This is a genomic window from Pseudomonas fluorescens, assembly GCF_001307275.1.
Taxonomy (GTDB): domain Bacteria; phylum Pseudomonadota; class Gammaproteobacteria; order Pseudomonadales; family Pseudomonadaceae; genus Aquipseudomonas; species Aquipseudomonas fluorescens_AA.
The window spans coordinates 1,916,497-1,933,759 of sequence record NZ_CP012831.1; the positions used below are offsets into that span (position 1 = coordinate 1,916,497).

Sequence of the window (17,263 nt, forward strand, 5' to 3'; positions counted from 1 at the left end):
GCGCTGCGCACCCGAGCGGGAGCAAGCTCCCTCGCCACAGAAAGATACCTTGCCAGAGAAGAGTCGGTGACCAAAAATCACTGGCAATCCCCACCCAGGTTATGCGCCACTAACCCCCTCACCCCAAACCGCCGCACCCCGCTGCCCGCCGCAGCGGCCTGTCAGGAGAACCCTATGAGCGAGAGCGTATTTGCCGATCGTATCGTGCAGAACCTGCTCGACACCGACTTCTACAAACTGACGATGATGCAGGCGGTGCTGCACAACTACCCCAACGTCGAAGTCGAGTGGGAGTTTCGTTGCCGCAACAGCGAAGATCTGCGTCCGTACCTGGCGGAGATCCGCTTCCAGATCGAGCGCCTGGCGGAGCTGAGCCTGAGTGCCGACCAGTTGGGTTTCCTGGAACGTATCAGCTTTCTCAAGCCGGACTTCCTGCGGTTCCTGGGCCTGTTTCGCTTCAACCTGCGCTACGTCCACACCGGCATCGACAATGGCGAACTGTTCATCCGCCTGCGCGGGCCCTGGTTGCACGTGATTCTGTTCGAAGTGCCGCTGCTGGCCATTGTCAGCGAAGTGCGCAATCGCTATCGCTACCGTGAAATCGTCCTGGAGCAGGCCCGCGAGCAGCTGTATCGCAAGTTCGACTGGCTGAGCGCCAACGCCAGCGCCGAGGAGCTGTCCGAACTGCAGGTCGCGGATTTCGGCACCCGGCGGCGGTTTTCCTTCCGCGTCCAGGAAGAAGTGGTCAACGTGCTCAAGCATGATTTCCCCGGGCGTTTCGTCGGCACCAGTAACGTGCACCTGTCCCGGGAGCTGGACATGAAACCCCTGGGCACCATGGCCCATGAGTGGATCATGGCCCACCAGCAATTGGGTCCGCGACTGATCGACAGCCAGATCGCCGCCCTCGATTGCTGGGTGCGCGAGTACCGGGGCCTGCTGGGGATCGCCCTGACCGACTGCATCACCATGGATGCGTTCCTCAAGGATTTCGATCTGTTCTTCGCCAAGCTGTTCGACGGTTTGCGCCATGACTCCGGCGACCCGGTGATCTGGGCCGAAAAAGCCATTGCCCACTACCACAAGCTCGGCATCGACCCGATGAGCAAGACCCTGGTGTTCTCCGATAGCCTAACACTGCCCAAATGCCTGGAGATTTTTCGGGCATTGCGTGGTCGCATCAATGTCAGCTTCGGTATTGGCACCAACCTGACCTGCGACATTCCGGGTGTCGAGCCCATGAGCATCGTGCTTAAAATGATCAGCTGTGACGGGCAACCCGTGGCCAAGATTTCAGACGAGCCCGGCAAGACCCACTGCAAGGACCCGAATTTCGTCGCCTACATGCGACACGTTTTCCAAGTACCTGCCGCCCTTTGATACATCAAGCAAGGAGTGAATTCATGCAAGCCGTACAGCGTGAGATTGCTGAACAGCTCAAGGTCCAGCCACCGTTCGCCCATGACGCCGACCTCAAGGCCGAAATCGCCCGGCGAGTGAGCTTTATCCAGGATTGCCTGGTCAATTCCGGGCTCAAGTCCCTCGTGCTGGGCATCAGCGGTGGCGTCGACTCGTTGACCGCCGGGCTGCTGGCCCAACGTGCCATGCGCGAACTGCGGGAGAAAACCGGCAACGCGGCCTATAAGTTCATCGCCGTGCGCCTGCCCTACGAAACCCAGTTCGACGAGCATGAAGCACAGGCCTGTGTGGACTTCATCGATCCCGACGAGCGCCATACCGTCAATATTGGCCCGGCGGTCAAGGCCTTGGCTGAGCAAGTCGCCGCGTTCGAAGGCAAGGCGGCGGTCTCGCGGGACTTCGTGCTGGGCAACACCAAGGCGCGGATGCGCATGGTGGCGCAATACACCATCGCCGGGGCCGAGCAGGGCCTGGTGATCGGCACTGACCATGCGGCCGAAGCGGTCATGGGGTTCTTCACCAAGTTCGGTGACGGTGCCTGCGACCTGGCGCCGTTGAGCGGCCTGGTGAAAAACCAGGTCCGGGCCATCGCCCGTGACTTTGGCGCGCCGGAATCGCTGGTGGAAAAAGTCCCCACCGCCGATCTTGAAGACCTGTCGCCCGGCAAGCCGGATGAAGCCTCCCACGGCGTGACCTACGCCGAGATCGATGCGTTCCTGCACGGCCAGCCGATTCGCGAAGAGGCGGCCAGGATCATTTGCGACACCTACCGCAAGACCGAGCACAAGCGGGTGATGCCCTACGCCCCGTGACCGGCAATCTCTGTGGGCTCTGTGGGAGCGAGCTTGCTCGCGATAGCGGTGGGTCAGTTTGCATTGATGTTGGATGTGCTGCCGTCATCGCGAGCGAGCTCGCTCCCACAAGGAGCGGTTGCCTGGCATAAAAAAGCGCCCTGCATGGGGCGCTTTTTTTGTACCTGAAATTGATCACTTCAGCGTAACGGTGCCCTTCATCATCGAGATATGGCCCGGGAACGAGCAGAAGAAACCGTATTTTTCAGCGGCATCGAGTTTCGACACGTCGAAGGTTACCGAGTCGGTTTCCTTGGCCCCGATGAGTTTGGTGTGGGCGATGATGCGGGCATCACCTTCCTTGAGGTAGTTCTTGTCGATACCGGCAGCGAGGCCATCGGTGGCGATCGGCTGCATGTCGGCCTCTTTGCTCAGCACCCAGTTATGGCCCATGACGTTTTTCGGCAAGCTGCCCGAGTGGGTCAGCTCAACGGTGAATGTCTTGCAGCTCTTGTCGATCTCGATGGCCTTGGTGTTGAAGGACATCTGGTCGGTCGAGTCGATGGTGGTCTTGCACTCCGCTGCCATCAGTTGGCTGCTGGCCAGCGTCAACAGGGATACTGCAACAAGTTTGGCAAACATCGTGAATCTCCAAGGCATGGTTAACAAAAATCCGTCAAAGGGAAAGACTGCCTGATTTTCCGGCAAGTTCCTATGACCTGAGTCAAAGATTGTATACAACTTAAGGCTATCAGCCTGATGGACATAATCAACCAGCCATCAGTATGACGCGCCTCTATGATCAGCCCCATCAACCTCTGGAGCGATCGCCATGAACTTCAATAGCCTGTTATGCAGCTTGCTCGCCGCCTACGCCTGTGGCGCCAGTGGCACCTATGAAAAACCCCAGCGCGAGGTTTAAGTCCTTTGCGCAGCATAGGCCAGGCTTTACTCTGGTGCGGTGACTGACCACGGAGTAAAGCATGTCCATCGCGTCTGTTTGTGTATTTTGCGGCGCCAGCACTGGCACCAATCCAGCGTATCGTGAAGCGGCGCAGGCCCTCGGGCGGGCGTTGGCGGAACGAAAATTGACCCTGGTCTACGGCGGCGGGGCCGTCGGCCTGATGGGTGTCGTCGCCGACGCGGCCCTGGCGGCTGGCGGCGAAGTCATCGGCATCATCCCGCAAAGCCTGAAGGACAAGGAAATCGGCCACGGCGGCCTGACCCGCCTGGAAGTGGTGGACGGCATGCATGCCCGCAAGGCGCGCATGGCTGAACTCAGCGATGCCTTCATCGCCCTGCCCGGCGGCCTCGGCACGCTGGAGGAGTTGTTCGAAGTCTGGACCTGGGGCCAGCTCGGCTACCACGGCAAACCGCTGGGGCTGTTGGAAGTGAACGGTTTCTACAGCAAGCTCACCGCTTTTCTCGATCATATCGTCGGCGAAGGCTTCGTCCGCGCGCCCCATCGTGACATGCTGCAAGTGAGCGAATCCGCGCAGAACCTGCTCGATGCCCTGGACGAATGGCAACCGTCCGTACAGCCAAAATGGGCCGAACAAAAACCCAGCTAACGGCTCGGCCCCGATACAGGGCAGAATATGCGCCGCTCAACCTCACCTTCGACCCCAGAGGATCGCCCATGGCCAAACCCAATTATTCCTTCGCCAAACGTCAGAGAGACTTGGCCAAGGAGCAGAAGAAAGAGGAAAAGCTGCAGCGCAAGAAAGCCACAGCTGAAGAAGAAGCCGCACTGAGCCCGGATACCGAAGGCGAAGTAGCAGCAGAAGACGATGTCGATGCACCGAAAGATCAGGCTCCCGACGCCTGATTCCCCCAGGGCCCGATGATCCGATCCGGCCCCCCGGTTCTGTATCCAGGGCCGGCAGCCCCGCTGCCGCCCCTTACAATCCCAGCGCCTTGATAATCGACTGGCGATACCCCCCAGGCAGGTTCACCGGCAGTTGGTCCGGCGCGAACAGCCCGATCTCCTTGTGCTCATGACTGATGGTCGGCACGAAACCGCCCAGCAACTGGCAGCGGTACGTGGAGATGAAGACATGCTTGCCGGGAATGACCTCGAACAGGTACGAATCCAACGGCGCCCCCACGCTCACCTCAACCGCCAGCTCCTCGGCGATTTCCCGCGCCAGGCATTGCGGCGCCGTTTCGCCCAACTCGATCCGACCGCCAGGCAGCTCCCATTCATCGCGCTCGTTGAGCATCAGCACAACCAGGCCTTCGGGGGATTGCAGCACACCTTTGATGGACACCGGGAACATGAAGAAGCCTCGCAGTTAATGATTTATCTGTGGCGAGGGAGCTTGCTCCCGCTGGGTCGCGCAGCGACCCCATTTTTATGGGCGCTTCGCACCCAAGCGGGAGCAAGCTCCCTCGCCACAAGTATTTCACCGGAAAGCGGGGTCATGACTCCAACGGCATCACCGTCACCCGCACTTCAGGATCATGGGCACCGCCCCCCAGGATCACCCCCCGCAACGGTGACACATCGGAAAAATCCCGGCCCCAGGCCAGGGTGATGTGTTCCAGGGCCGGTTGGACGTTGTTGGTCGGGTCGAAGTCCACCCACCCCAACACCGGGCAATACACCGAGACCCAGGCATGGGACGCATCGGCGCCAATCAGCCGGGGCTGGCCGGGCGGCGGCTGGGTCAGCAGGTAGCCGCTGACGTAACGCGCCGCCAGGCCGCGAGAACGCACGCAAGCCAGCATCAGGTGGGCGAAGTCCTGGCATACGCCCCGCCGCCGTTCCAGCACCTCCACCAGCGGCGTCGCCACTTGGGTCGCCTCGGCATCGAAGGTGAATTCCTCGAAAATCTTCTCCATCAGCGCTCGAACGCCGACCATCAACGGTCGTCCCGGCGGGAAGCAGCTTTCGGAAAACTCGACGAAGCTGCGCTTGAGGTGCACATACGGTGACTCGAAACGATAGCGGCACGCTTCCAGCAACGGCGCAGCCAGTGGCCGGCCACTGTAGGTCAGCGCGTTGCGGGTCGACTCCCAGGCCGGGGACAGGTTGAAATCCAGCTCGGGACGGGCCAGCACCTCGACGCTCAGGCGGGCATTGACCAGCAGCTCGTCATGGGGCCGTTCAAAGGCCAGCCGGGTCAGCGGGTTGCCAAACACATCCTGTTCATCGCGCCGGGTCGTCGGTTCCGGGCTGATCAACAGTTGCTGTTCGGTGCAACGCTGCCAGTCACAGGCCCGTGGCCACAGATGAGCGAGCTGCTGGGCCAGGGACACCGGGCTGTCGTAGTGGTAATGGGTATCGTGGAGGATCTGGTAACGAGCGCTCATCAGACGGACACCGTGCGTTGGCTGACGTCATCGACATGGGCGAAATGACGCAAGGCCAGGCGATCGGACACCTGGCCGCTGGCATCGGCCACTTCCTGCAACAGGTCGGCCAGCCCATCGAGTGCGGCGCGCAGGCTGGCTTCACCGAACAACGGGTTTTCCAGGCAACGCAGGTCAAAGCGTGACAGGCGTGCGACCAGGTCCGGCAAGGCGGTTTCCCTGGGCGCGGCAAAATCATCGTTCAAGCGCTTGAGCGTGCGGGTCACCAGCTTCAACTGGAAGAGCACCGCGTGGGGGTTCTGTTCGTCCAGCAGCAGCAGGTCCAGCACAGGGATCAACTGGGCCACCGCCAAGTAACGCGAGCGGTAGGTGATGCTGCTGTTGCCCAGTTCCAGCAGCCACTCAAGCCCGGCCTGATCGAATACCGCATCGCTGCGCAGGAACGCCGCCAGGCTGCTGCTGAGAAACTGCAGGCGCTCCAGGCGCCGGCCGATCATCAGGAAGCGCCAGCCTTCGTCACGGGTCATGTCGTCCAGGGCGAACCCGGACAACGCCGCGAGGGACATCACCAGCCGATTGAGGAAATCCAGCAACTCGCCGAAGTCCGCTTCCTCGGTTTCCAGTTCCATGGCTTCGCGCTGCAGCTCCACCAGCGCCTGCCAGTTCTCCCGGGACAGCTTGCCGCGCACCTGCGAGGCGGCCCATTGCAAGCGCTGCAGGTTGGAGCGCAGGCTGAACGACCAGTCGTCCCCCAGCAGTGCCGCCAACAAACGCTCGGGCAGCTCGCCCTCTTCGGGCAGTAGCATCAGGCTTTCGCCCAGCGCCACCGCCGATTGCAAGGCCTGCGGATCGTCGCCATCGACATAACGCGCCAGCATGATCCGCAACAACCGCGCGCTGCCATCGCAACGCTCGCAGTAGCGGCCAAACCAGAACAGGTTTTCCACCACCCGCGAAGGCAGGTACGGATCCCGTCGAACCAGGTCATGGACCCCCACGGTTCGCTGGGCCTTCCATTGTTCACCGCCGGGCGCCTGCTCTCCCAAGACCCAAGTGTCCTTGCTGGCGCCACCGCGCTGCATCGACACCACTTCGGCATCGGCCTCGGCGGCCACCCGGGTCAGGCCACCCGGCAGCACCCGATAATCATCCTTGCCGGACACGGCATACATGCGCATGCCGATCGCCCGGGGCTGGATTTGCCCATCTTCGGCCTGCCAGACCGGTGCCTGGGACAGTTGCGCCAGTTCCTGGGCGACATAGGCATAAGGCCGTGCCTGCATGCGCGCCGCCAGTTGGCCGCGCTGCGCCTCGCTCAGGTCGCGACCGAACACCGGGCTGAAACTCTGGGAAGGAAATGCCGGCTTGATCAACAGTTGCGGCAATTTTTCCAGGGCCTGGGCCAGCACCGGCGGCTCACCGCACCACCAGGTGGCGATGGACGGCAGCAGCAGTTCTTCGCCGAACAGGTACTGGTTGATCTTCGGCAGAAAGCCCAGGAGACCCGGCGACTCCAGCACGCCACTGCCCAAGGCATTAGCCACCAGCACCCGGCCCTGGCGCACGGCTTCCAGCAACCCCGGCACGCCGAGGGCCGAATCGGTGCGCAATTCCAGGGGGTCGCAGAAGTCGTCGTCGAGCCGACGCATGATGGCGTGGACCCGGCGCAGGCCACTGAGGGTCTTGAGGTAGACCGTAGCATCGCGAACCGTCAGGTCGCCGCCCTCCACCAGCGGATAGCCCAGCTGGCGCGCCAGGTACAGGTGTTCGAAATAGCTTTCGTTGAACCGCCCCGGCGTCAACAGCACCACCAGCGGCGACTCGCCGTCGCTGGGTGCCTGTCGCGCCAGGGTTTCCTGCAAGGTGCGGAAAAATCCGGACAGGTGCCGCACCTTCAAGTCGCGATACAAGTCGGGAAAGGCGCGGGAAACGATCATGCGATTTTCCAGCGCGTACCCGGCCCCCGAAGGCGCCTGGGTCCGGTCCGCCGTGACCCACCAGCGGCCGTCGGGCGTGCGCGCCAGATCCACCGCATACAAGTGCAGGAAACTGCCGTCCGGCGGCGCGATGCCCTGGCAGGGCCAGAGGAAATTGTTGTGCCCGAACACCAGCTCTGCCGGCAACAGCCCTTCGCTGATCAGCCGCTGCGGCCCGTACAGATCGGCCAGCACCGCATTGAGCAATCGCGCACGCTGGGCGATTCCGGCGGACAGATGCTTCCATTCCTGCGGGTCGATCACATGGGGCAGCAGGTCCAGCTCCCACGGCCGGTCGGCGCCTTTCGGATCGGCGTAGACGTTGTAGGTCACGCCGTTTTCCTGGATCTGTCGGGCCAGCAGGGCCTGGCGCTGGAGCAACTGGGCCGGCGTGCTGCGCTGCAACTGGTCGAACAGCCGCCGCCAGTGCGTACGTACCGCACCGCTGTCGTCCATTAATTCGTGATAGGTGCCCGTCGTCAGCGGGTAACGGTCAAGCAGGTCAGGCATGGAAAGCTCGGCAGACGGCAATGAAAGGTGAGACTAGCGCAAGCGCATGACGCCCGGATAGGTGTGTTTTATGTTGGATCCGGCCTGGCTTTCGGACTGCAATCATCGTGGCGAGGGAGCTTGCTCCCGCTGGGCTGCGCAGCAGCCCGAGAATTTTACGGTCGCTGCGCAACCGAGCGGGAGCAAGCTCCCTCGCCACGGGGTTCACTTAGACCTTGGGTGCCCCTTGAAAACGCCGCAGATCGAGCGTGAGTGGAAACTCGTCATCCACTGCCAGGCTGGGTATCGGCAGTTTCCCCGGCGTGTGCCCGAGACGGAAGAAGCGCGCCATGCGCCGGCTCTCGGCCTCGTTGGCATTCACCGGCAGGCTGTCATAGTTGCGCCCGCCCGGATGGGCCACATGATACTGGCAACCGCCCACGGAACGTTGCATCCAGGTGTCGAGCAAGTCGAAAACCAGCGGCGCATGCACCGGGATGGTCGGTTGCAGGCAGTTGGCCGGTTGCCACGCTCGGAAACGCACCCCAGCGACAAATTCGCCGACCCGACCAGTCGGTTGCAACGGCACCGGCACGCCATTGCAGGTCAGCAAGTAGCGTTGCGGCGCCAGGCCGCTGAGCTTGACCTGCAAACGCTCCAGGGAGGAATCCACGTAACGCACGGTGCCGCCCACCGCGCCCTCCTCCCCCAGCACATGCCAAGGCTCGAGGGCTTGGCGCAATTGCAGCTCGATACCGCTGACCGCGTAATCGCCCACCTTGGGGAAGCGGAACTCCAGGTGCGCGGCGAACCACTCGGCCCGCAGCGGGTAGCCGGCGGCGTTCAGCTCATGGATGACGTCGGCAAAATCCTGCTCGATAAAGTGCGGCAGCAGGAAACGGTCATGCAGCTCGGTACCCCAGCGCGCCAGTTTCGCTGGCGCATAAGGCTCGCGCCAGAACCGCGCCACCAGCGCCCGCAGCAGTAATTGCTGGGCCAGGCTCATGCGGGCGTGGGGCGGCATCTCGAACGCACGCAACTCCAACAGGCCGAGACGCCCAGTGGCGCCGTCCGGTGAATAGAGCTTGTCGACGCAGAATTCGGCGCGGTGCGTATTGCCGGTCACGTCGATCAACAGGTTGCGCAGCAAGCGATCGACCAACCACGGCGGACACGCTTCGCCGGGCTGTGGCATTTGCGCAAACGCGATTTCCAGCTCGTACAAGGCGTCGTTGCGCGCCTCGTCCACGCGGGGCGCCTGGGAGGTCGGGCCGATGAACAACCCGGAAAACAGGTAGGACAACGACGGGTGGTTATGCCAGTAACTGATCAGGCTGCGCAGCAGGTCGGGACGTCGCAGGAAAGGCGAGTCGGCCGGTGTCGCGCCACCCAGTACGAAATGGTTGCCGCCGCCCGTGCCGGTGTGCCGGCCATCGATCATGAATTTCTCGGTGGTCAGTCGGGTCTGTCGCGCTTCTTCGTACAAAAACTCAGTGCGCTCGACCAACTCATCCCAGGTCGCCGAAGGTTGTACGTTGACCTCGATCACACCGGGGTCGGGGGTGATGCGGAAATTGCTCAGGCGCGGGTCGCTCGGCGGCTCGTAGCCTTCCAACAGCACCGGGCACCGCAGCTCCTCAGCCGTCGCCTCGATGGCGCTGACCAGTTCCAGGTAATCCTCGACCCGCTCCAGGGGCGGCATGAACAGATAGAGCCGGCCTTCGCGGGCCTCGGCACAGAAGGCGGTGCGGGTCAGCCAGTCAGCGGACTTGTCGATCTCCGGGACACGCTCCTGCTCGGTCGCCGCCTCGCCGTGACGCGCCAGTTGCTCGGTGCCGGGCAGTTCGGGCAAGTCCTGGTTCGGGTCGGTGGGGTGGATGAACGGGTACTCGGCCGCCGTCACCCAAGGCTGGGACGCCAACGGCAAGCGATACCCCAGGGGCGAATCCCCCGGCACCAGGCGGCAGTGGTTGTCCCGCAGGTACCAGCGACCGCTTTGCCATTGATCCCCCTTGGCGGTGCGAGCCAACGGCAGTACCTGGCCGATGACCTTGTCCAGCCCCTGGCTGAAGACCTTGCGCAACCGTGCACGCTCCAAAGCGTCCTCCAGGCGTGGGTCCTCGGCCGTGACGTTCGAAGGCAGTGCGCCTTCGCGCCAGAGGTAATAGAAGTTGTCTTCGTAGGCCGGGAAGACGAACCGCGCAGGAATCTTCAAACGCTCGGCGACGCTCGCCAGGAAGCGTCCGGCCAGTTCGCCATCGGCGCCGTAATCCTCCTGCTCGTCGGCGATCAACGCGCTGTTGTGCCAGATCGGCACCCCGTCGCGCCGCCAATAGCAATTGAGCGACCAGCGCGGCAGTTGCTCGCCGGGGTACCACTTGCCCTGGCCGAAATGCACCAGCCCCTTGGGCGCATAGTGATTGCGCATGCGCTGGAACAGCTCGGCGGAGAGCCGGCGCTTGTCCGGCCCGAGTGCCGCGGTGTTCCACTCGGCGCCGTCCGGGTCATCGATGGAGACAAAGGTCGGTTCGCCGCCCATGGTCAGGCGCACATCGCCCTCCAGCAGATCGGCATCGATCTGCCGCCCCAGGGCCTGGATCGCCAGCCATTGCGCGTCGGTGTAAGGCTTGGTCACCCGCGGCGCTTCCCAGACCCGCTCGACGGACATTTCGTGGCTGAACTCACACTCGCAGGGCTCCACCAGGCCACTGATCGGTGCCGCCGAGGACGGATCGGGACTGCAGGCCAGCGGGATGTGGCCTTCACCGGCAAACAGCCCGGACGTCGCATCCAGGCCGATCCAGCCGGCACCGGGCAGGTAGACCTCGCACCAGGCATGCAAGTCGGTGAAGTCGACGTCGGTGCCGGACGGGCCATCGAGGCTCTTCACGTCGGCGGTCAGCTGGATCAGGTAACCGGAGACAAACCGCGCGGCCAGGCCAAGGTTACGCAACAGCTGCACCAACAACCAGGCCGAGTCGCGGCACGAGCCGGACGCGTGCTCAAGGGTATGCTCCGGGGTCTGGACGCCGGGTTCCATGCGGATCAGGTAATTGATGTCTTCGCTCAGGCGCTGGTTGAGCGCCACCAGGAAATCCACCGCCGGCAACGGCGTACGGTCGATGCCGTCCAGGTAGGCCTGGAACCTCGGCGTCAGCGGCAGGGTTTCCAGGTAAGGCGCCAGCTCCTTGCGTTCGTCAGCCGCGTAGGCAAACGGAATTTTCTCGGCGTAGGGCTCAAGAAAGAAATCGAACGGATTGAACACCGCCATTTCCGCCAGCAGATCGACTTCGATCCGCAGCTCCCGGGTTTTCTCGGGAAATACCAGCCGCGCCAGGTAATTGCCCTGGGGGTCTTGCTGCCAGTTGATGAAATGCTGCTCGGGCGAAACCTTCAGCGCATAGGAAAGAATCCGCGTGCGGCTGTGGGCTGCCGGGCGCAGGCGAACGATCTGCGGGCCGAGTTCGACGGCGCGGTCGTAGCGGTAATGCGTGACGTGATGCAATGCGACATGGATCGACACGACGTGCCTCCTGCGAGCCTGGGCGGTATCGAAAGCGGCGCAAGACTTATGCCATGCAGGCAGGCCCGACACTTTCTTTGTCTACTCAAGGCAGTAGAGCACTAAAAACGCGCGATGCCCGTATTCATCTGTAAAGGAATGCACATAAATGCGGCGCGAATCGACTCAGCGACGCGGGCGTGAGGCCTTGGCGGCCTGAATGATCAGCGCGCGTTGGCGGCGGATATCGACGAGTTTGCTGCGCATTTCCCGATGACGCTTGCTGTTGAGCAGTAACAGCCCCAGCAGTGGCAACAGCACAGCGAACAGGTATACGCCCTGATGCGCTCCATAAGCGAACGTCGGCAGCACCGCCGCCAGACAGGCCAGGAAATACCCCGCCACCCACCAGACCGCCCAGGCGCGCCCGCGAGCGATCAAGAGGTTGCCCAGGACCAGGACGAGCACCAGGGCCAAGGTGCCGAGCCCGACATAGTCGGTCCTGGCTGACGGCTCCAGGACACGCCAATACGTGGCCCCGGCCAACACAAGCAGCGTGGACCCGGAAAAGCAGCCCAGCAGGATCGTCCCCATGAACACCGGAAAATAACGGGCGAGGAATGACTTCAGCGATCCGCCCCCGATCATTCCGTGAACTCCTCGTACAGGCCGACGGCAACCGTCTTCACGGCGCCATCGCCGGTATAACTGCCAATGACCCCCAGCGCGCCTCCGAGGGAGTCCTTTATCTGCGTCAGTGTCGCGTGCCTGATCTCGGCAGACGAATAACGTTTGGGCAGGGCGCCCGCGCGCTGCTGCAGCTTGAGCAGCTTCGCGGTCAGGCTCGGGTCCCTCAGCGTCAACAGCTCCTTGGTCAGTTTGCTGCGCTCTTGCCGATTCAGCCCTTTGAGCAACTGATACCAACTCTTTCCGGTGGCGGCCGCCTTGTTGGCCTTGAGCAGCCGGACAGTCGTCAGGGCCGAGCCACCGACCCCCACCAGGGAAACCCCGTCAAGGATCGGCGACACGATGTTGTACCAGTCGGCGTCGTTCATCTCATCGTTGCCGGTCGGATTGCTCAGCTCATTGGCCACCCGCATCCCGCCAATGACGCATTGCGCGGTACTGGCCGTCGCGGCAGCGGCGCCCAGGGCAACGACAAAGGCACTTGCCCCCGCCGTAAAGGGCACCGCGACGCTGCCACTGAACACCACCACCCAACCGATCACCGCGGCGACACAGGACAAGCCGGCATTGGTCGCTTCAAGCCCGAGCTTGGACTCGCGGGGGCTGCTTTTGACCTGATCGATGAACTGCTGCGGCGCGATGTATTTTTTCGCCTCGCGCAAAATGATGCGCTTGGGTGCGATGCTGCAAATCGGCTTGAATTCGCGCAGGGTCACGACGTTGTATTCGGAATCGACATACACCACACCCGCCCCGGCGATGCCAGGATCGGCGTCAATGGCAGCAAACAGGCGCGGCAGGTTGATCTGGCTTTCGATGCGTTTGCGGGCCATGAACTGGGAGAAGCTCAGGTCCATGCCGATGCCCGTTGTAGCGCTGCTCATATGAATCGTCCTTGAGAATCGGAAGTGAGTCTTTATCCACACACAATACTGTGGCGAGGGAGCTTGCTCCCGCTGGGCTGCGAAGCGGCCCCAAACAATCCCATCCCATGCTCCCAGACAGACCGTGCCGGCCGGTTTACGACGGCTTCGCCGCCGAGCGGGAGCAAGCTCCCTCGCCACAAGAGCTGCGCTCGGCTTTATTGCATTGGCTAGGCTGGCACCGGCGGCGGCCAAGATAGCAAATGGGCAGCACCGTCGCTAGAAAGCAAAACGCCAGCACTGAGGCTGGCGTTTTACATCGTAGATTGACCCGTTAGCGCGGCACCACAGGCTTGCGTGCCGGCTTCGGCCCCTTGCCCTTGGCCGCATCCTTGCGTTCCTTGGCGGCCTGCTGGTTACGGGCGAAAGCCGCGGCCTTGGCCTGCTCGCGCTTGTCCCACGGGTTACCGCCATCGCTGGCCCGCGGCGGCAGGCCGGTGTGCTGGGTCAGGATCTTGGTGGTTTCCTTGGCCACCTTGTGGCTGCCGGCTGGCGTCGAGTTCTTGCGACGGGCGCTCTGGTAGCTGTCGGTGGCCGGCTGGTGCAGCGGGATCAATTGGTTCTTGCCCGGCCCGATCAAGTCGGCGCGCCCCATGCGGGTCAACGCTTCACGCAGCATCGGCCAGCCCTTGGGGTCGTGATACCGCAGGAAGGCCTTGTGCAGGCGGCGCTGTTCCTCGCTCTTGACGATGGTCACCGCATCGCTCTTGTAGGTGACCTTGCGCAGCGGGTTCTTGCCCGAGTGGTACATGGCGGTGGCCGTGGCCATCGGCGACGGATAGAACGCCTGTACCTGGTCGGCCCGGAAACCGTTGCCCTTGAGCCACAGCGCCAGGTTCATCATGTCTTCGTCGGTGGTGCCCGGGTGGGCAGCGATGAAGTAGGGAATCAGGTACTGCTCTTTCCCGGCTTCCTTGGTGTACTTCTCGAACATCCGCTTGAATTTGTCATAGCTGCCGATGCCCGGCTTCATCATCTGGTTGAGCGGGCCTTCCTCGGTGTGCTCCGGAGCGATCTTCAGGTAACCGCCAACGTGGTGGGTCACCAGCTCCTTGACGTATTCCGGCGACTCGACCGCCAGGTCGTAACGCAGGCCGGAGGCAATCAAAATCTTCTTCACCCCAGGCAAGGCCCGGGCGCTGCGGTACAGCTGGATCAGCGAAGAATGGTCGGTGTTCAGGTTCGGGCAGATGCCCGGGAACACGCAGGACGGCTTGCGGCACGCGGATTCGATTTCCGGGCTCTTGCAGGCAATGCGATACATGTTCGCGGTCGGGCCGCCGAGGTCGGAAATGACCCCGGTGAAGCCCGGGACCTTGTCGCGGATCTCTTCGATCTCGCGGATGATCGACTCTTCGGAGCGGTTCTGGATGATCCGGCCTTCATGCTCGGTGATTGAGCAGAAGGTGCAGCCACCAAAGCAGCCACGCATGATGTTCACCGAGAAACGGATCATCTCGTAGGCCGGGATTTTCTCCTTGCCGTACGCCGGATGGGGAACACGCGCGTAAGGCATGCCAAACACGTAGTCCATTTCTTCGGTGGTCATCGGAATGGGCGGCGGGTTGAACCAGACGTCGACTTCGCCGTGCTTCTGCACCAAGGCGCGAGCGTTACCCGGGTTGGTTTCCAGGTGAAGCACACGGTTGGCGTGGGCGTAGAGCACCGCGTCGCCACGGACCTTTTCCACCGATGGCAGGCGAATCACGGTCTTGTCGCGGGTCATTTTCGGGCTCGCCAGGATCTGCACGACCTTGGCTTCGCTCGGGTCTTCAACCGGCCCCTTCTCCTGCTCGATGGCGCAGGCTTGAGTGTCCTGGGTGTTCACGTAGGGATTGATGATCTTGTCGATCTTGCCCGGGCGATCGATGCGCGTGGAATCGACTTCGTACCAGCCTTGCGGCGTATCGCGACGGATGAATGCGGTGCCGCGCACGTCGGTGATGTCTTCGATCTTGTGGCCATAGGACAGGCGCTGGGCAACTTCGACAATCGCCCGCTCGGCGTTGCCGTAGAGCAGGATGTCGGCGCAGGCGTCGATCAGGATCGAGTTACGGACCCGGTCCTGCCAGTAGTCGTAATGGGCGATGCGGCGCAGCGACGCTTCGATACCACCCAGCACGATCGGCACGTTTTTGTAGGCTTCCTTGCAGCGCTGGCTGTAGACCAGGCTCGCGCGATCCGGCCGTTTGCCCGCCAGGCCACCTGGGGTGTAGGCGTCATCGGAGCGGATTTTCTTGTCGGCGGTGTAGCGGTTGATCATCGAGTCCATGTTGCCGGCCGCGACACCGAAAAACAGGTTGGGCTCGCCAAGCTTCATGAAGTCGTCTTTGGACTGCCAGTTCGGCTGGGCAATGATCCCCACGCGAAAGCCCTGGGCTTCCAGCAAACGGCCAATGATCGCCATGCCGAACGATGGGTGATCGACGTAGGCATCACCGGTCACGATGATGATGTCGCACGAATCCCAGCCGAGCTGATCCATCTCCTCCCTGCTCATGGGCAGGAACGGCGCCGGGCCGAAACATTCGGCCCAGTACTTGGGATAGTCAAATAACGGCTTGGCTGCTTGCATGTCGATGACCGGTATAAAGGATGAAAAATCGCGGGCGCGGAATATAGCACAAATTTTGACCAATTCCGACGGCTATGGTCGGAAATCGGCGGCGCACCTATCGCGAGCAAGCTCGCTCCCACCTTGGAATGCATTCCTCTGTGGGAGCGAGCTTGCTCGCGATGAGGCCGGATCAGACGACGAAGAACTTACTCATCGTCATCGAAATTGTAGCTACCCGGCGCCAGGTTTTCGAAGCGCGTGTATTTGCCGATGAACGCCAGGCGGATGAAGCCGATCGGACCGTTCCGCTGCTTGCCGATGATGATTTCGGCGATGCCCTTGTGCTCCGTCTCGGGGTGATACACCTCGTCGCGGTAGACGAACATGATGACGTCGGCGTCCTGCTCGATCGCTCCGGATTCCCGCAAGTCGGAGTTCACCGGGCGCTTGTTCGGGCGCTGTTCCAGGGAACGGTTCAGCTGGGAGAGCGCCACCACCGGGCAGTTGAACTCCTTGGCCAGGGCCTTGAGGGAACGGGAGATTTCGGAAATCTCGTTGGTCCGGTTGTCGCCGCTGGAACCGGGGATCTGCATCAGCTGCAGGTAGTCGATCATGATCAGCGCGATATCGCCGTGCTCACGCACCAGGCGCCGGGTCCGGGCGCGCATTTCCGACGGGCTGATACCGGCCGTATCGTCGATGAACAGCTTGCGGTCATTGAGCAGGTTGACCGCCGAGGTGAGGCGCGGCCAGTCGTCGTCTTCCAGTTGGCCGGAACGGACCTTGGTCTGGTCGATGCGCCCCAGGGACGAGAGCATACGCATGATCAGCGATTCGCCTGGCATCTCGAGGGAGTACACCAGCACCGCCTTGTCGCTGCGCAGCACGGCGTTTTCCACCAGGTTCATCGCAAAGGTGGTCTTACCCATGGACGGACGGCCGGCGACGATGATCAGGTCGGACGGTTGCAGGCCGCTGGTCTTCTCGTCGAGGTCGGTGTAGCCGGTGGACAGGCCGGTGATGGCGTTGTCGGTATTGAACAAGGTGTCGATGCGGTCGATGGCCTTGGTCAACAGGTCGTTGACGCTCACCGGTCCGCCGGTTTTCGGCCGAGCCTCGGCAATCTGGAAGATCTGCCGTTCGGCTTCGTCGAGGATCTCGGCGGCGGTGCGACCTTCCGGGTTGAAAGCGCTGTCGGCGATCTCGGTGCTGATGCCGATCAACTGACGCAAGGTCGCCCGCTCGCGGACGATCTGCGCATAGGCCTTGATGTTGGCGACCGACGGCGTGTTTTTCGCCAGTTCGCCCAGGTAACCGAGGCCGCCAACCTGGGACGTCTGCCCTTCCTTGTCCAATTGCTCGGCCAGGGTAACGACGTCGATCGGCATGTTCTGATCGGCCAGACGGGCGATCGCACGGAAAATCAGGCGGTGGTCATGCCGGTAGAAATCGCCATCGGAGACTTGATCGAGCACGCGTTCCCAGGCGTTGTTGTCCAGCATCAGCCCACCGAGCACGGCCTGTTCGGCCTCGATGGAATGCGGAGGCACCTTCAGGGCGGCGGTTTGCAGATCGTATTGCTCGGGAGCGGTGATTTCGTTCAT

At 62.5% G+C, this 17,263-nt stretch carries 13 protein-coding genes; 4 read left to right on the top strand and 9 right to left on the bottom strand.

What is annotated here, in order from left to right:
• Positions 1–174: 174 nt before the first annotated feature.
• Both pncB and nadE read left to right on the top strand, forming a co-directional pair.
• The gene (pncB, locus tag AO356_RS08535; RefSeq protein WP_060739403.1) at positions 175–1,380 is read left to right on the top strand and encodes a nicotinate phosphoribosyltransferase; all 1,206 of its coding nucleotides are present in this window, start codon (positions 175–177) and stop codon (positions 1,378–1,380) included.
• A 23-nt stretch (positions 1,381–1,403) separates the two neighbouring features.
• Positions 1,404–2,231 (top strand): ammonia-dependent NAD(+) synthetase, encoded by an 828-nt coding sequence (gene nadE / locus AO356_RS08540; protein WP_060739404.1) that lies wholly within the window; start codon positions 1,404–1,406, stop codon positions 2,229–2,231.
• Between the two features lie 174 nt (positions 2,232–2,405).
• Here the strand turns inward: nadE and azu are convergent, their stop codons facing one another.
• Complete coding sequence (gene azu, locus AO356_RS08545; protein WP_060739405.1) at positions 2,406–2,852, bottom strand: azurin; 447 nt, start codon at positions 2,850–2,852, stop codon at positions 2,406–2,408.
• Positions 2,853–3,193: 341 nt separating this feature from the next.
• On the opposite strand from azu, the gene AO356_RS08550 reads away from it, so the two are divergent.
• Complete coding sequence (locus tag AO356_RS08550) at positions 3,194–3,781, top strand: TIGR00730 family Rossman fold protein (protein ID WP_060739406.1); 588 nt, start codon at positions 3,194–3,196, stop codon at positions 3,779–3,781.
• 68 nt (positions 3,782–3,849) lie between these two features.
• Positions 3,850–4,038 carry a hypothetical protein gene (locus AO356_RS08555; RefSeq protein ID WP_060739407.1) on the top strand — a complete coding sequence of 63 codons (189 nt, stop codon included), beginning with the start codon at positions 3,850–3,852 and terminating at the stop codon, positions 4,036–4,038.
• A 73-nt stretch (positions 4,039–4,111) separates the two neighbouring features.
• Here AO356_RS08555 and AO356_RS08560 read toward each other — a convergent pair whose 3' ends face one another.
• From AO356_RS08560 to dnaB, 8 genes are all read right to left on the bottom strand, one after another.
• Positions 4,112–4,489, bottom strand: coding sequence for an NUDIX hydrolase (locus AO356_RS08560; protein WP_060739408.1), 378 nt, complete (start codon positions 4,487–4,489; stop codon positions 4,112–4,114).
• A 142-nt stretch (positions 4,490–4,631) separates the two neighbouring features.
• The gene (locus tag AO356_RS08565) at positions 4,632–5,525 is read right to left on the bottom strand and encodes a transglutaminase family protein (RefSeq protein ID WP_060739409.1); all 894 of its coding nucleotides are present in this window, start codon (positions 5,523–5,525) and stop codon (positions 4,632–4,634) included.
• Complete coding sequence (locus AO356_RS08570; RefSeq protein WP_060739410.1) at positions 5,525–8,011, bottom strand: circularly permuted type 2 ATP-grasp protein; 2,487 nt, start codon at positions 8,009–8,011, stop codon at positions 5,525–5,527. The genes AO356_RS08565 and AO356_RS08570 overlap by 1 nt, the downstream gene beginning before the upstream one ends.
• A gap of 208 nt (positions 8,012–8,219) precedes the next feature.
• Positions 8,220–11,513 carry a DUF2126 domain-containing protein gene (locus AO356_RS08575; RefSeq protein ID WP_060739411.1) on the bottom strand — a complete coding sequence of 1,098 codons (3,294 nt, stop codon included), beginning with the start codon at positions 11,511–11,513 and terminating at the stop codon, positions 8,220–8,222.
• A 165-nt stretch (positions 11,514–11,678) separates the two neighbouring features.
• Positions 11,679–12,140, bottom strand: a complete 462-nt coding sequence (locus AO356_RS08580) for a hypothetical protein (RefSeq protein WP_060739412.1) — start codon at positions 12,138–12,140, stop codon at positions 11,679–11,681.
• A complete protein-coding gene (locus tag AO356_RS08585) occupies positions 12,137–13,063 on the bottom strand; it encodes a hypothetical protein (RefSeq protein ID WP_060739413.1) in 927 nt (308 codons plus the stop codon). Before AO356_RS08585 ends, AO356_RS08580 begins: the two co-directional genes overlap by 4 nt.
• Before the next feature lie 313 nt (positions 13,064–13,376).
• Complete coding sequence (locus AO356_RS08590) at positions 13,377–15,677, bottom strand: YgiQ family radical SAM protein (RefSeq protein ID WP_060739414.1); 2,301 nt, start codon at positions 15,675–15,677, stop codon at positions 13,377–13,379.
• 188 nt (positions 15,678–15,865) lie between these two features.
• Positions 15,866–17,263: a replicative DNA helicase gene (gene dnaB / locus AO356_RS08595; protein WP_027911801.1), complete on the bottom strand. Its 1,398-nt coding sequence runs from the start codon at positions 17,261–17,263 to the stop codon at positions 15,866–15,868.

Coding starts and splice junctions, on each gene's coding strand:
- pncB (WP_060739403.1), top strand. CDS start 175: ATGAGCGAGAGCGTATTTGCCGATCGTATCGTGCAGAACCTGCTCGAC.
- nadE (WP_060739404.1), top strand. CDS start 1,404: ATGCAAGCCGTACAGCGTGAGATTGCTGAACAGCTCAAGGTCCAGCCA.
- azu (WP_060739405.1), bottom strand. CDS start 2,852: ATGTTTGCCAAACTTGTTGCAGTATCCCTGTTGACGCTGGCCAGCAGC.
- AO356_RS08550 (WP_060739406.1), top strand. CDS start 3,194: ATGTCCATCGCGTCTGTTTGTGTATTTTGCGGCGCCAGCACTGGCACC.
- AO356_RS08555 (WP_060739407.1), top strand. CDS start 3,850: ATGGCCAAACCCAATTATTCCTTCGCCAAACGTCAGAGAGACTTGGCC.
- AO356_RS08560 (WP_060739408.1), bottom strand. CDS start 4,489: ATGTTCCCGGTGTCCATCAAAGGTGTGCTGCAATCCCCCGAAGGCCTG.
- AO356_RS08565 (WP_060739409.1), bottom strand. CDS start 5,525: ATGAGCGCTCGTTACCAGATCCTCCACGATACCCATTACCACTACGAC.
- AO356_RS08570 (WP_060739410.1), bottom strand. CDS start 8,011: ATGCCTGACCTGCTTGACCGTTACCCGCTGACGACGGGCACCTATCAC.
- AO356_RS08580 (WP_060739412.1), bottom strand. CDS start 12,140: ATGATCGGGGGCGGATCGCTGAAGTCATTCCTCGCCCGTTATTTTCCG.
- AO356_RS08585 (WP_060739413.1), bottom strand. CDS start 13,063: ATGAGCAGCGCTACAACGGGCATCGGCATGGACCTGAGCTTCTCCCAG.
- AO356_RS08590 (WP_060739414.1), bottom strand. CDS start 15,677: ATGCAAGCAGCCAAGCCGTTATTTGACTATCCCAAGTACTGGGCCGAA.
- dnaB (WP_027911801.1), bottom strand. CDS start 17,263: ATGAACGAAATCACCGCTCCCGAGCAATACGATCTGCAAACCGCCGCC.